12 protein-coding genes and 1 riboswitch are annotated in these 12,751 nt (G+C 62.4%); of the genes, 7 read left to right on the top strand and 5 right to left on the bottom strand.

Features of this window, described 5'->3' with window-relative positions; translation table 11 throughout:
* The first annotated feature begins 418 nt into the window (after positions 1-418).
* The 3 genes from ACSAMP_RS08885 to ACSAMP_RS08875 all read left to right on the top strand — a co-directional run bounded on the left by ACSAMP_RS08885 (position 419) and on the right by ACSAMP_RS08875 (position 4,055).
* Positions 419-1,927: a YifB family Mg chelatase-like AAA ATPase gene (locus ACSAMP_RS08885; RefSeq protein ID WP_457800213.1), complete on the top strand. Its 1,509-nt coding sequence runs from the start codon at positions 419-421 to the stop codon at positions 1,925-1,927.
* A gap of 338 nt (positions 1,928-2,265) precedes the next feature.
* Positions 2,266-3,432, top strand: a complete 1,167-nt coding sequence (thiI, locus tag ACSAMP_RS08880; protein WP_457800212.1) for a tRNA uracil 4-sulfurtransferase ThiI — start codon at positions 2,266-2,268, stop codon at positions 3,430-3,432.
* Positions 3,433-3,467: 35 nt separating this feature from the next.
* Positions 3,468-4,055 carry a GNAT family N-acetyltransferase gene (locus ACSAMP_RS08875; RefSeq protein ID WP_457800211.1) on the top strand — a complete coding sequence of 196 codons (588 nt, stop codon included), beginning with the start codon at positions 3,468-3,470 and terminating at the stop codon, positions 4,053-4,055.
* 47 nt (positions 4,056-4,102) lie between these two features.
* Here ACSAMP_RS08875 and ACSAMP_RS08870 read toward each other — a convergent pair whose 3' ends face one another.
* Together ACSAMP_RS08870 and ACSAMP_RS08865 are read right to left on the bottom strand one after the other, a co-directional pair.
* Positions 4,103-4,276 carry a type II toxin-antitoxin system Phd/YefM family antitoxin gene (locus ACSAMP_RS08870; RefSeq protein WP_457800210.1) on the bottom strand — a complete coding sequence of 58 codons (174 nt, stop codon included), beginning with the start codon at positions 4,274-4,276 and terminating at the stop codon, positions 4,103-4,105.
* A 131-nt stretch (positions 4,277-4,407) separates the two neighbouring features.
* On the bottom strand, positions 4,408-5,226 hold the full coding sequence (locus ACSAMP_RS08865; RefSeq protein WP_457800209.1) for a helix-turn-helix domain-containing protein: 819 nt from the start codon (positions 5,224-5,226) through the stop codon (positions 4,408-4,410).
* Between the two features lie 250 nt (positions 5,227-5,476).
* A riboswitch (Lysine riboswitch) is annotated at positions 5,477-5,630 on the top strand.
* Positions 5,631-5,730: 100 nt separating this feature from the next.
* On the opposite strand from ACSAMP_RS08865, the gene ACSAMP_RS08860 reads away from it, so the two are divergent.
* The 4 genes from ACSAMP_RS08860 (at position 5,731) to ACSAMP_RS08845 (ending at position 9,322) form a co-directional block, all read left to right on the top strand.
* Positions 5,731-6,912: an alanine dehydrogenase gene (locus tag ACSAMP_RS08860; protein ID WP_441796429.1), complete on the top strand. Its 1,182-nt coding sequence runs from the start codon at positions 5,731-5,733 to the stop codon at positions 6,910-6,912.
* Between the two features lie 65 nt (positions 6,913-6,977).
* Positions 6,978-8,414 (top strand): Na+/H+ antiporter NhaC family protein, encoded by a 1,437-nt coding sequence (locus tag ACSAMP_RS08855; RefSeq protein WP_457800208.1) that lies wholly within the window; start codon positions 6,978-6,980, stop codon positions 8,412-8,414.
* A 135-nt stretch (positions 8,415-8,549) separates the two neighbouring features.
* Positions 8,550-9,062: a hypothetical protein gene (locus tag ACSAMP_RS08850; RefSeq protein ID WP_441796431.1), complete on the top strand. Its 513-nt coding sequence runs from the start codon at positions 8,550-8,552 to the stop codon at positions 9,060-9,062.
* Positions 9,063-9,076: 14 nt separating this feature from the next.
* Positions 9,077-9,322 carry a hypothetical protein gene (locus tag ACSAMP_RS08845; RefSeq protein WP_441796432.1) on the top strand — a complete coding sequence of 82 codons (246 nt, stop codon included), beginning with the start codon at positions 9,077-9,079 and terminating at the stop codon, positions 9,320-9,322.
* A 90-nt stretch (positions 9,323-9,412) separates the two neighbouring features.
* On the opposite strand, the gene ACSAMP_RS08840 is transcribed toward ACSAMP_RS08845, so the two are convergent.
* The 3 genes from ACSAMP_RS08840 to alaS form a co-directional block, all read right to left on the bottom strand.
* Positions 9,413-9,751: a histidine triad nucleotide-binding protein gene (locus tag ACSAMP_RS08840; protein ID WP_457800207.1), complete on the bottom strand. Its 339-nt coding sequence runs from the start codon at positions 9,749-9,751 to the stop codon at positions 9,413-9,415.
* 120 nt (positions 9,752-9,871) lie between these two features.
* Positions 9,872-10,045 (bottom strand): DUF4250 domain-containing protein, encoded by a 174-nt coding sequence (locus ACSAMP_RS08835; RefSeq protein ID WP_441796434.1) that lies wholly within the window; start codon positions 10,043-10,045, stop codon positions 9,872-9,874.
* Between the two features lies 1 nt (position 10,046).
* The gene (gene alaS / locus ACSAMP_RS08830; protein WP_457800206.1) at positions 10,047-12,722 is read right to left on the bottom strand and encodes an alanine--tRNA ligase; all 2,676 of its coding nucleotides are present in this window, start codon (positions 12,720-12,722) and stop codon (positions 10,047-10,049) included.
* Positions 12,723-12,751: the final 29 nt, after the last annotated feature.

Genomic DNA, 12,751 nt, shown 5'->3' with positions numbered 1-12,751 from the left:
CTTCCTAATTTGGGTTTGGACATACGGAAGCCCGTCTGTCCAAGTTCGCTCCACATCCGTCCTGCCCTCAGCCGCCCCTCGGCGGCCCGCAGACACGACAGCGCCGCCCTCCGGCAAAGGTGGAGAGCGGATACTTGTTTTTCAACGGCCCCTATTTTAACACTTTTTCGCCTGTTTGTAAATTGAAAAAAGAAACTTTCTCCGGGATTTTGGTGCTTTTTCACTGGTAAAAGCGCACAATTTTTTATTTTATGTTCTTTCCCCTTCCGTCACTTCGCTCAATTCCCGGCCACTTTCTTTCTTTTCCCTCTTTTTCGGTAACTTTTCGTTCATCCGTTGCAATTCTGTGAAAAAAAAGGTACAATGGTCCTGTAAAAAGCTGTCTGCGGGCCTGGCCCGCAGCTTGGGAGGAACACCTATGGTCTGCTCGATCCCCTCGCTGGGTCTGCACGGAGTGTCCGGCTATCCCGTCACCGCTGAGTGCGACCTGTCCGGCGGCCTGCCCGCCTTTACCATTGTCGGTCTGCCCGACGCCGCCGTCACCGAGGCCCGGGAGCGGGTGCGCTCGGCCATCAAAAACTGCGGCTTCGCCTTTCCCGTTAGCCGCATCACGGTGAATCTGGCTCCCGCCCATCTGAAAAAGGTGGGCACCCTGTACGACCTGCCCATTCTGGTGGGCATTCTGGCCGCCGGGGGACAGATCCGCCTGACCGAGCCCGGCTGCGCTTTTCTGGGGGAGCTGTCCCTGTCCGGCCAGCTGCGCCCCTGCGCCGGGATGCTGCCCATGGCCCTGGCCGCCAAGGAGGCAGGCATCCAGTCCCTCTTCGTCCCAGAGGAGAACGCCGCCGAGGCCACCCTGGCCCAGGGTCCGGCGGTCTATCCCCTGCGGGACGTGGCCCAGCTGGCCCGGCATCTCACCGGGGAGGAGCCCATCTCCCCCGCCCCGCCCTGGCAGCCTGGAGAGGCCGTCCACACCGGCCCGGACTTTGCCGAGGTGAAGGGCCAGGAGCAGGTGAAGCGGGCTTTAGAAATTGCCGCCGCCGGGGGCCACAACGTGCTCATGTCCGGCCCTCCCGGCTCGGGCAAGTCCATGCTGGCCCGCCGTCTGCCCGGTATCCTGCCCGACATGACCCTGGCTGAGTCGTTGGAGACCACCCAGATCCACTCCGTCATGGGTCTCACCTCCTCCCGCTGCCCCCTGGTGGAGACCCGGCCCTTCCGCTCCCCCCACCACACCATCTCCCCCATGGGCATGGCGGGGGGCGGCTCCAATCCCCGGCCCGGGGAGATCTCCCTGGCCCACAACGGGGTGCTGTTCCTGGACGAGCTGCCCGAGTTTCCCAAAGAAGTGCTGGAGGTGCTGCGCCAGCCCCTGGAGGACGGGGAGGTGCAGATATCCCGGGCGGCGGGCTCGGTGGCCTATCCCAGCCGGTTCATGCTGGTGTGCGCCATGAACCCCTGCAAGTGCGGCTGGTACGGCCACCCCTCCGGCCGCTGCCACTGCTCCGACGCCGAGGTCAAGCGCTATCTCTCCCGCCTGTCCGGCCCCCTGCTGGACCGCATCGATCTGTTCGTCCAGGTGGACGCCCTGGACTTTGAGGAGCTGTCCACCCGGCAGAACGGCGAGTCCTCTGACCAGATCCGCCAGCGGGTGAACAGGGTCCGCACTTTACAGAGCATCCGGTCCGAAGCCACCTGCAACGCCCGCATGGGCCCCAGTGAGCTGGACCGCTTCTGCGCCCTGGACGAGGACTGTCTGAATCTCATGCGGGGGGCTTTTGCCCGCATGGGTCTCACCGCCCGCAGCTATGACCGCATCCTGCGGGTGGCCCGGACCATCGCCGATCTGGAGGAGAGCGAATCGATACGCCCCGGCCACCTGGCCGAGGCCCTGCAATTCCGTCCGCCGGAGTACCTGCGGCGGTAAATCCCCTCTCGACAAATGAGGCGCTTCCCCTTATAATAAATTTGTTTCCTGTCATTGCGAGGAGGGGCGCAGCCCCGACGCGGCAATCCGTTCTTGCGTCCAGCAGCCTCCCTTGTTAAAGGGAGGTGGCACGGGCGCAGCCCGTGACGAAAGGATTCCGACCACAGGAAAGCTATCCTGAAAACGGAATCCCTCAGTCATCGCCTACGGCGATGCCAGCCCCCTTTCACAAGGGGGCCAAGGGACGAAGGTTACGGATTCCCACGTCGCTTCGCTCCTCGGAATGACAGCCCAATTCAGAACGCAAGATATTTTGTCACTTGAATGGAGAGATACCCATGAATGAAATGATCCTGCTGAAGCTGGGGGAGATGGTCCTGAAGGGCCTGAACCGCCACAGCTTTGAAGATAAGCTCCAGGCCAACATCCACCGCCGTCTCAACGGCCTGGGCCGCTTCCGGGTGTACACCCGCCAGTCCACCACCTATGTGGAGCCCATGGAGGACAGCTGCGACATGGACGCCGCCTGGGAGGCCATGAAAAAGGTCTTCGGCGTGGTGGGTCTCAGCCGGGCCCGGGCCTGTGAAAAGGACAAGGACGCCATTCTAAAGGCCTGCCACGAGTATCTGGATGACCGGCTGCGCACCGCCCGCACCTTTAAGGTGGAGACCCGCCGGGCGGACAAGACCTTCCCCATGACGTCGATCCAGCTCAGCCAGTATGTGGGCGGCGAGCTGGACGAGCTCTACCCTAACCTTCAGGTGGACGTCCACCACCCGGAGCTCACCGTCTATGTGGAGATCCGGGACTACGCCGCCTTTGTCCACGCCAACCCCGACCCCGGCGCGGGCGGTCTGCCCGTGGGCATCAATGGCCGGGCGGTCAGCCTGCTCTCCGGCGGCATCGACTCCCCCGTGGCCAGCTATATGATCGCCAAGCGGGGCGTGGCCCTGGATATGGTCCACTTCTTCTCCTACCCCTACACCTCCCCCGAGGCCAAGGAGAAGGTGCTGGAGCTGGCCCGGCTGCTCACCCCCTGGTGTGGCCGTCTCACTGTCCACGTGGTCCCCTTCACCGCCATTCAGGAGGAGCTGCGCCGCTCCTGCCCCGAGGAGATGTTCACCCTGGTCATGCGCCGGTTCATGATGCGCATCGCCCAGCGGGTGGCCAAGCGCTGCGGGGCCAAGGCCTTGGTCACCGGCGAGAGCCTGGGCCAGGTGGCCAGCCAGACCATGGACGCCATGACCGTCACCGGCCAGGTGGTGGACATCCCCGTGCTGCGCCCCGTGGTGGGCATGGACAAGGAGGAGATCGTGCAGATCTCCCGGAAGATCGGCACCTACGACACCTCCATCCTGCCCTATGAGGACTGCTGCACCGTGTTCACCCCCCGCCACCCCCGTCTGCGCCCCACCGTGGAGGAGGCCGAGGCGGCAGAGGCCGGGCTGGACATCGAGGCCATGGTCCAGGCCGCCGTGGAGGGCATCGAGCGCATCCGCCTGTAACGCAAACACATGCATCACGCATAAGGAGCAACGCCATGAAAACCATCCGACTGGCCCGGCCCGGGGATGTGGACGCCCTGCTGGCCATTTACGCCCCCTATCTGTCCACCACCGTCACCTTTGAATATGTGGTGCCCAGCCGGGAGGAGTTTGCCCGGCGCATCGCCGACGTGCAGGCCCGCTTCCCCTATCTGGTGCTGGAGGAGGACGGGCAGCCCATCGGCTATGCCTACGCCCACCTGTTGGGGGTGCGGACCGCCTATCAGTGGAGCGGGGAGCTGTCCATCTACCTCTCCCCCGCCGCCACGGGCAAGGGGGCCGGACGGCCCCTGTATCTGGCCCTGATGGAGCTGCTGGGGCTTCAGGGGATGCGCACCGTCTATGGCATCGTCACCCACCCCAACCCCGCCAGCGAGGCGTTCCACGCCGCCCTGGGCTTCCGCCTGCTGGGCACCCAGCACAACTCCGGCTATAAAAACGGCCAGTGGCTGGACGTGGCCTGGTACGAAAAGCCCCTGTCCGACTACCCCGACGCCCCGCCCGTCCCCATCCCCCTGGACCACCTGCCTCAGGAGACGGTGGCGGACGTGCTGGAGAAGTATACGAAGATGCTGAACGAATAACTCTACATAGTCAAAGGGCCGGTTCCCGCAGGACCCGGCCCTTTGATTCATTTTGCCAACTCCTGAAAAGCTGGCTTGTATTTTTTCAAAATTTCTGCGGCGGCAAGATCGATCTTTTCGTCGTCTGTCAGCGAGACTTTCTCCAAATCGATTACAACATATCTCGGCTTATCGTGTTTGAAGATGACCGCCTGTCCATATTGGTCTGCGATGCGCGTCACCCGGGAAAATCTCCTCGGCCTCTGCCATAGAGACGATGGCGTCTGTGTCCAGCATCATGGGGCTTCCCTCCTCATCGGCTTTCTTTGGCTCTATTATACCGGAAAACCAGGGGCAACACAACCTGCCTGCGTCACTGCTCTTTCGGCTTCTCCGCCCTTCTCCCCCGGACCCATCTCAGGGTGACGGTCAGGGCGGCGGACAGGGCGGACAGGGCCAGCCAATCTAAGGCGGTGCGTATCAACGCGCTCGTGGGCCCGTTGGGAAGGAACCGCACGGCGGCGAAGACTACCCAGGCTCCCGCCAGGGCCAGCAGTGCCTTTTGGCCCGACAGAGGCTTTTTCCCCAAGCACAGGGCGGTGCCCACTGCCAGAGCCAAGGCCAAAATTGCCTCTCCCCAGCCCAGGGCCAGGCGGGCGTAGTTCCAGCTGGGCTCAAAGATGGGGGTGAGCCAGATCAGATGCCAGGTGACCCCGGTGGCATAGCGCCAATAGCCGTCCGTCAGCAGGAACAGGACCCAGGCGCACCACAGCCCCGGATGCCGCCGGACGGTCAGGCAGATCAGGCCGCACAGGAACAGGGGCAGGCTGAAGATGGTCCCCACCAGGGAGCCGGTCAGGGCCAAAAACAGCACCACGATCACCACGCCCAGGGCAATGAGCGCCCAACCGGCTATCTTCCTCCCGCTCTGGCGGGCCGGGGCAGATTCCGGCTCCGGGGCGGGCTGGGCCGTCGGCTCCGGCTGGGGAGTTGGCTCAGCCCCAATCACCAGGGAATCTAATGTCACGCCGAACAGCTGGCTCAGCCGCACCAGCTTGTCCAGTTCGGGCACCGAGGCGTCCGTCTCCCACTTGGACACCGACTGGCGGGACACCTCTAATTTATCTGCAAGGTCCCCCTGGGATAGATGCATCTTCGTCCGCAGCTGGTAAATGCGCTGTCCTAACGTCATGGCTCCACACTCCTTCTCTCTGGTGGTTCCATCATAGCAAAATCGGCCCCTTCTGTCCACCAACCTGGCTTTTCAATTTGGCAACCAGCGGTTGCACCGGGGAAAATGGGGGCGTTTTTTCTCTTCAGCGCCTGAAATATGGCGGGAATCCATCTGCTTTTGGGCGGGAAATTGGGAGAAGTGATGAATCGGGCGGGAACTGTCCGGGAACGATTGACAAACCGGGGGGCACTCTTTAAAATAAAGAATCGTGTGATAAAGAGGCGCGGAGCGCAACAGTACCCACCTGTGGGGAAAGGGCAATCCGCCGAAAGCGGTTTTCACCAAGCCGCTTGGGCCTGGGCTGAAGAAGCACAGGACTGTTCCCTGGGGCCGCCAGCCCCCGGGAGAGCGCTTGTCACATGGGGCGAAAGACAGACACCCACGCGGCGCCGGAGCTTTTGCTTCGGCGCTTTCTGTTTGTAAGGAGCATTGAAAAATTTTATTTTGAAGGAGTCAAGTATCATGGTATTCGGACTGCTGAAGGACATCAAAAACGGCGAGTATCGCACCATCGCCACCCCCAACGAGATCGCTTCCATCGCCGCCGACGGCCACACCGTTCTGGTCCAGAAGGGCGCGGGCGAGAAGGCCGGTTTTGAGGACGCGGAGTATGTGAAGGCCGGGGCCCGCCTGGTGGACACCATGGAGGAGATCTATGCCCAGGCCGACTTTGTCACCAAGGTCAAGGAGCTGGAGCCCTGCGAGTTCCCCCTGCTGCGGGAGGGCCAGATCATCTTCACCTGCATCCACCCCGCCGCACACCCCCAGGAGGTCCAGGCCATTCTGGACAGCAAGTGCATCGCCTTTACCGCCGAGGACTGCCACCGCTACGGCTCCCCCAACTGCGAGGCCGCCGGTAAGCAGGGCGCGCTGATGGGCCTGGAGTCCATGCTGTCCATCAACGGCGGCAAGGGCAAGTTCGTCAGTGGTCTGGGCGGCTCCCCCGCCATGAACGTGCTGATCCTGGGCGGCGGCACCGTGGGCCAGGCGGCCCTGTCCGTGCTGTATGCCCTGGGCGCCCGGGTCACCGTGATGGACATCAACATCGGCCTGCTGCGCACCCTGAAGCGCCAGTATCAGGAGCGGGTGGACACCCTGCTGTGCACCAAGGAGAACATCGCCGCCCTGCTGCCCCAGACCGACATGGTCCTCAACTGCGTGAAGTGGCCCAAGGGCTGCAACGACTTTCTCATTGACCGGCCTATGCTCAAGCTGATGGGCAAGGGCTCCGTCATCGTGGACATCAGCAACGACGACAACGGCGCCATCGAGTCCTTCCACGAGACCACCCACGAGAACCCCCGCTACATCGAGGAGGGCATCGTCCACTACTGCGTCAGCAACATCCCCGGCGCCATCGCCAACTCCACCTCCATCGCCTATGCCGCCTCTGTCATCGGCCACTTCCGCTCCATCCTGAACAACGGCGTGGCCGAGGCCTGTGCGCGGGACGGCTTCCTGCGCCGCGCCCTCACCGCCTATAAGGGCTATCTGACCCACGAGGAGACCAGCGCCCTGCAAAACCGCCCCTGGGTCCGCCCTGAGGACATCCTGCACATCGCTGACCGCCAGCTGGACCCCGCCCCCCACGCCACCGTCACCCGCTCTGACAACTTCCTGCCCCTGGACCAGGTGAAGCTGTAAGAGCCACTCATCAAAAAACAGCAGCGCTGTTTTTTGACTAAAATTTAATAGGAAAGAGAGATCACATGGAAGAATTGACAAGCATGGGCATCATCTCCATCATCCCCGCCATTCTGGCCATCGTCCTGTCCTTCGCCACCAAGAACACCATCGTGGCCCTGGCCGTGGCCTGCATCGCCGGCACCACCATGTCCGGCATCGTCATGGGCGACAGTCTGGTGGACACCCTGCTGCTGGGCTTTCCCACCCTCCTGAAGGAAAACCTGGGCACCACCAGCTTCTCCTGGGTCATGCTGCTGAACACCCTCATCGGCATTCTGGTGGCCTATTTCCAGAAGACCGGCGCCATTCAGGGCTTCTCCCAGTGGGTCCACGACAAGCACCTGTCCCGCCGGGGCGCGCAGCTCACCGCCTGGGTGCTGGGCATGTTCGTCTATTTCAGCGACTCCTTCAGCCCCCTGTTCGTGGGCTGCACCATGCGCAGCATCACCGACAAGGCCCGCATCTCCCGGGAGAAGCTGGCCTACATCGCCGACTCCACCTCTGCCCCTGTGAGCGTGCTGGTGCCCATCACCGGCTGGGCCGCCTATCTCAGCGGTCTGGCAGTGGGCATCGGCTGCATCGCCACCGCCGAGGACGGTTCCGCCCTGTTCCTCAAGGCCATCCCCTTTAACTTCTATCCCCTGGCCGCCGTCATCTTCGTGGGCCTCATCGGCTCCGGCATCATCAAGGACTTTGGTCCCATGAAGAAGGCCGAGCAGCGGGCCATGGAGACGGGCAAGGTCCTGGCCGACGGGGCCCAGCCCCTCATCGGCAAGGAGCTGACCGGCATGGAGATGTATGAGGGCTTCACCCCCCGGGTGTTCCTGAACTTCCTGCTGCCCGTGCTGATGATCGTGGTCACCGCCCTGTCCACCTATGTGGCCTATCACTCCGCCAAGACCATGGAGGCCTTCACCCTGGTGGTCATCTTCATGACCATCAGCATGATGATCCAGGGCATCCCCTTTAAAGAGGTCATGGACACCATGATGAACGGCATCAAGGGCGCTCTGCCCGCCGTGGTGCTGCTGGCCCTGGCCTACTCCGTCAACGGCCTGTCCAAGTCCATGGGCACCGCCAACTTCATCATCTCCGTCACCGAGGGCTTTTTGACCCCCCATCTGCTGCCCGCCGTGATCTTCCTGGTGGCCGCCGTAATGGCCTTCGCCACCGGCTCCTCCTGGGGCACCTTCGCCATCTGCATGCCCATCGCCCTGCCCCTGGCCTTCAACATGTCCGGCGGCGAGCTGAACCCCATCGTGGTGGCTGTGTTCGCTGCGGTGGCCGGCGGCGGCGTGTTCGGCGACCACTGCTCCCCCCTGTCCGACACCACCATCCTGTCCTCCATGGGCTCTGCCTCTGACCACCTGGACCACGTCAAGACCCAGCTGCCCTACGCCCTGATCTGCGGCGGCATCGCCGTGATTGGCTACCTCATCCTGGGCTTCGTGGCCGGTTGAGTTGACCTGTGATTTGAAGAACCCCCGCCGTCTGACCCAATTGGAAAGACGGCGGGGGCTTTTTCGAAGTTGACCTTGTCTTTTCGCTCTTTTGCCAGTATAATTGTTTATACTAGGACAGAGGGGTGAGTTGATATGGTCCTGCAATACTTTGTGAATTCATCGGAGACCGGTGCGCGTATTCCCGTGGACATTGACAGGGCAACAGATGCCGACCTTGCCGCCACAAAAGAGGGCTGGCAGACCGATTGGACCAGTGAATTCATCCGCGATCCGTCTCTTGAAAAATACACCGCACGGACGGCTTCCGGCGAGATCATCGCCCTTGGCGCCTACCGCGAAACAGAGTCCAGCATGTTTGTCTATATTCAGTATATTGAAAGCCACCCCGCCAGCAATCCCACCCTTACCCCAAAAAAGAAATATCTGAATATTGGCCGCATGATGGTTGCGTTCGGCATCCAGCTCTCCATTGATTCCGGTAAAAATGGCGTCGTCACGTTTGAGGCTAAAACAACCGAATTGGCCCGGCACTATATTCAGGATTTTGGTGCCATTCGGATCTTCCCCAAATACTCCGGCGGTCCTATTATGCTGATGATCGCAGATCATGCCGCCATCTCTATCTTCAACACGTATCTTTCCTGATGGGAGGTCATTTTATGGATATCGAAGTCAAGAATATGTCGCCAGAAGCCGTGGAACTGCTGGAGCAGCTCAGCGTAGTCTGCAAGCGCTATGGTATCTCCTATTATTCCGCCTCTCAGACCCAGCGCGATCTGCTGGACTCCATCGCGCTCCATGAGTACCAGTTGAAAAAAGCCCACGAGCAGGGCCAACCGCGCTCTGTGGTCCCTCCGTTCCTCGGGCTGAAGCGTACCCGCCGCAGTGACGAAATGCCTGCATGACCTGCGTGGTATATTGAAAATCGAAAGGACGTTCCCCGTGATCGCAGCATCACAGGGAACGTCCCTTTCATTTTTATCTATGCCCTTTTCTCAGCCCGGGGGCCAGGTCATATCCCGGCCGGACAGGACGTGGAAGTGCAGGTGGTGGACGCTCTGGCCCGCCTGCTCCCCGATGTTGGAGACCACACGGTAGCTGTCCAGGCCCAGCTCCTTCGTCACCTTGGCGATGACCTCGAAGATGTGGGCCACCACGGCGCTGTTGTCCCCGCTGACCTCGGCCACGGAGCCGATGTGGGCCTTGGGGATGACCAGGAAGTGGGTGGGCGCCTGGGGATCGATGTCATAAAAGGCGTAGCACAGCTCGTCCTCATAGACCTTGTTGGAGGGGATCTCCCCGGCGCTGATCTTGCAGAACAGACAATCAGACATGAAATTCAGCTCCCTTCTGTTTTTGATATCCCTTTTTGCGTCCCCACCCCCGCAGGGGTGGGGATCGGGATCTATCTCCCCTCCCCCGCTCTTCCGGGCGGGAGAGGGGCCTTCAGCGGGTCAGACGAACTGATTCCGCTCCGGGTCATAGTGATAGTCGATGGCTGCCAGCTTGTCCGCCAGGGCCTGCTCGTCCGCCTGAAGGTCGTCGCACAGGGCGGCCAGGCTGGGATAGCAGTCCCGCAGCTTGGTGTTCACATAGCTGAGCAGGATCGCAGGGTCCTGTGGCAGCATCTCACACACCCAGCTTCATGGACACCACGTTGTCCACCATGGCCAGGGCGTTGTCCACCATCAGGGGGTCCTTGCCGCCGCCCATGGCGGAGTCGGGCTTGCCGCCGCCGGAGCCGCCGGCGATGGCGGACACCTGCTTGATGATGTCCCCGGCCTTCACGCCGGCCTTCACGGCATCCTTGCCGCACACGGCCAGGAAGGTGATCTTCTCCCCGTTGACGGCAGCCAGCACGGCCACCACCTTGGGCTCCTTGTCCCGCAGGAAGTCGCCCATCTTGCGCAGGCGGTTGGCATCGGCCTCGGGCACGGTGGCGGTGAGGACCTTCAGTCCGCCCACATCGTGGCCGGAGAACAGGAAGCGCTCGGCCTCGCTGACGGCCTCCCGGGCCTTGAACTTCTCCACGGACTGGCTGAGCTGGCGGACCTCGGCCATCACGGCCTCGGCCTTCTCCCGCAGCTCGCCGGGCTTGGCCTTCAGGACGGAGGCGGCCTGGAACAGCATCTCCTGGTTCCGGTTCATCACGGCCAGAGAGGCCTTGCCGGTGGTGGCCTCGATGCGGCGGACGCCGGAGGCCACGGAGAACTTGCTGGAGATGTGGAACACGCCCACCTTGGCGGTGTTGTCCAGGTGGGTGCCGCCGCAGAACTCCACGGAGTAGCCGCTGCCCATATCCACCACACGGACGGTGTCGCCATACTTCTCGCCGAACAGGGCGATGGCGCCCTTCTTCTTGGCCTCCTCGATGGGCAGCTCCTGGGTGACGATGTCATAGCCCTCCAGAACGGCCTCGTTGACGATGGCGTTCACCTTGCCAAGCTCCTGGGCGGTGAGGGCGGAGAAGTGGGTAAAGTCAAAGCGCAGGCGGTCGGGCTCCACCAGAGAGCCGGCCTGATGGACGTGGTCGCCCAGCACGGTGCGCAGGGCCTTGTCCAGCAGGTGGGTGGCGGAGTGGGCGCGCATGATGGCCTTGCGGCGCTCCACGTCCAGGGCGGCGGTGACGGTGTCGCCCACCTTCAGGGTGCCTTGGGTCAGCTTGCCGTAGTGCATATACTTGCCGCCCTTGTTCTTCTGCACGTCGGTGACGGCGAAGGTCACGCCGTCTGCGGTGAGGGTGCCCTGGTCGCCGATCTGGCCGCCCATCTCGGCGTAGAAGGGGGTCTTATCCAGCACCACGATGGCCTCCACGCCGGGCATCAGCTCCTCGGCCTGCTCATTCTCCACCACCAGGGCGACCACCTTGGCCCCCTCTACCGTGGTCTGGTCATAGCCCATGAACTGGGTCTCGGGGATGTCCTTGCCGAACTCCACGCCGGCCCAGCCCAGATCGCCCAGGGCCTCACGGGCCTTGCGGGCCCGCTGGCGCTGCTCCTCCATCTGCTTGTGGAACTCCTCCTCGTCCAGGGTCATGCCCTGCTCCTCCACCATCTCCAGGGTCAGGTCGATGGGGAAGCCATAGGTGTCGTACAGCTTGAAGGCGTCGCCGCCGGAGAAGGTCTTCTCCCCCTTGGCCTTGTGGCCGGCGAGCATCTCGTTGAAGATCTTCAGGCCGCCGTCGATGGTCTTGGCGAAATTCTCCTCCTCCACCCGGATGACCTTGGTGATATAGTCCTGGCGCTCCCGCAGCTCGGGGTAGTGGCCCTCGTTCTCATGGATGACGGTGTCGCACACCCGGTACAGGAAGGGCTCGTTCACGCCCAGCAGCTTGCCGTGGCGGGCGGCCCGGCGCAGCAGACGGCGCAGCACATAGCCCCGGCCCTCGTTGCTGGGCAGCACGCCGTCGCAGATCATAAAGGTGGCGGAGCGGATGTGGTCGGTGATGACCCGCAGGGACACGTCGATGGCGTGGCTCTGGCCATACTTGGCCCCGGTGATCTCGGTGACCTTGTTGGTGATGTTCATCACGGTGTCCACGTCGAACAGGGAGTCCACGTTCTGGCACACCACGGCCAGACGCTCCAGGCCCATACCGGTGTCGATGTTCTTCTGCTTCAGCTCGGTATAGTGGCCCTCGCCGTCGTTGTCGAACTGGGAGAACACCACGTTCCAGACCTCCATATACCGGTCGCAGTCGCAGCCCACGGTGCAGCCGGGCTTGCCGCAGCCATACTTGGGGCCCCGGTCATAGTAGATCTCAGAGCAGGGACCACAGGGGCCGGAGCCGTGCTCCCAGAAGTTGTCCTCCTTGCCGAACTTGAAGATGTGGTCGGCGGGGACGCCGATCTCCTCGTTCCAGATGCGGAAGGCCTCGGTGTCGGCGGGGGTGGTCTCGTTGCCGGCAAAGACGGAGGGGAACAGGCGGTCGGGGTCCAGACCCACCCACTCCGGGCTGGTCAAAAACTCCCAGGCCCAGTGGATGGCCTCGTTCTTAAAGTAGTCGCCGAAGGAGAAGTTGCCCAGCATCTCGAAATAGGTGCCGTGGCGGGCGGTCTTGCCGATGTTCTCGATGTCACCGGTGCGGATGCACTTCTGACAGGTGGTCACGCGGTGACGGGGGGGCTCCTGCTCCCCGGTGAAGAAGGGCTTCATGGGGGCCATGCCGCTGTTAATGAGCAGCAGGCTGGCGTCGTTCTGGGGGATCAGGGAGAAGCTGGGCAGACGCAGATGTCCCTTGGTCTCAAAAAAGTGCAGGAACATCTCGCGCAGTTCGTTTACCCCAAAGGGCTTGGGATCTTTCATGGAAAATACCTCCGTTTATTGTTGCTTTC

Source organism: Flintibacter sp. SJQ-8 (assembly GCF_054108085.1).
The sequence above is the reverse complement of the archived record's forward strand: the minus strand, read 5'-3'. Positions and strand labels throughout refer to the sequence as shown.

Bases quoted from the DNA above. Each gene is read 5' to 3' on its own strand.
- ACSAMP_RS08885 (WP_457800213.1), top strand. From the start codon at position 419: ATGGTCTGCTCGATCCCCTCGCTGGGTCTGCACGGAGTGTCCGGCTAT.
- thiI (WP_457800212.1), top strand. From the start codon at position 2,266: ATGAATGAAATGATCCTGCTGAAGCTGGGGGAGATGGTCCTGAAGGGC.
- ACSAMP_RS08875 (WP_457800211.1), top strand. From the start codon at position 3,468: ATGAAAACCATCCGACTGGCCCGGCCCGGGGATGTGGACGCCCTGCTG.
- ACSAMP_RS08865 (WP_457800209.1), bottom strand. From the start codon at position 5,226: ATGACGTTAGGACAGCGCATTTACCAGCTGCGGACGAAGATGCATCTA.
- ACSAMP_RS08860 (WP_441796429.1), top strand. From the start codon at position 5,731: ATGGTATTCGGACTGCTGAAGGACATCAAAAACGGCGAGTATCGCACC.
- ACSAMP_RS08855 (WP_457800208.1), top strand. From the start codon at position 6,978: ATGGAAGAATTGACAAGCATGGGCATCATCTCCATCATCCCCGCCATT.
- ACSAMP_RS08850 (WP_441796431.1), top strand. From the start codon at position 8,550: ATGGTCCTGCAATACTTTGTGAATTCATCGGAGACCGGTGCGCGTATT.
- ACSAMP_RS08845 (WP_441796432.1), top strand. From the start codon at position 9,077: ATGGATATCGAAGTCAAGAATATGTCGCCAGAAGCCGTGGAACTGCTG.
- ACSAMP_RS08840 (WP_457800207.1), bottom strand. From the start codon at position 9,751: ATGTCTGATTGTCTGTTCTGCAAGATCAGCGCCGGGGAGATCCCCTCC.
- ACSAMP_RS08835 (WP_441796434.1), bottom strand. From the start codon at position 10,045: ATGCTGCCACAGGACCCTGCGATCCTGCTCAGCTATGTGAACACCAAG.
- alaS (WP_457800206.1), bottom strand. From the start codon at position 12,722: ATGAAAGATCCCAAGCCCTTTGGGGTAAACGAACTGCGCGAGATGTTC.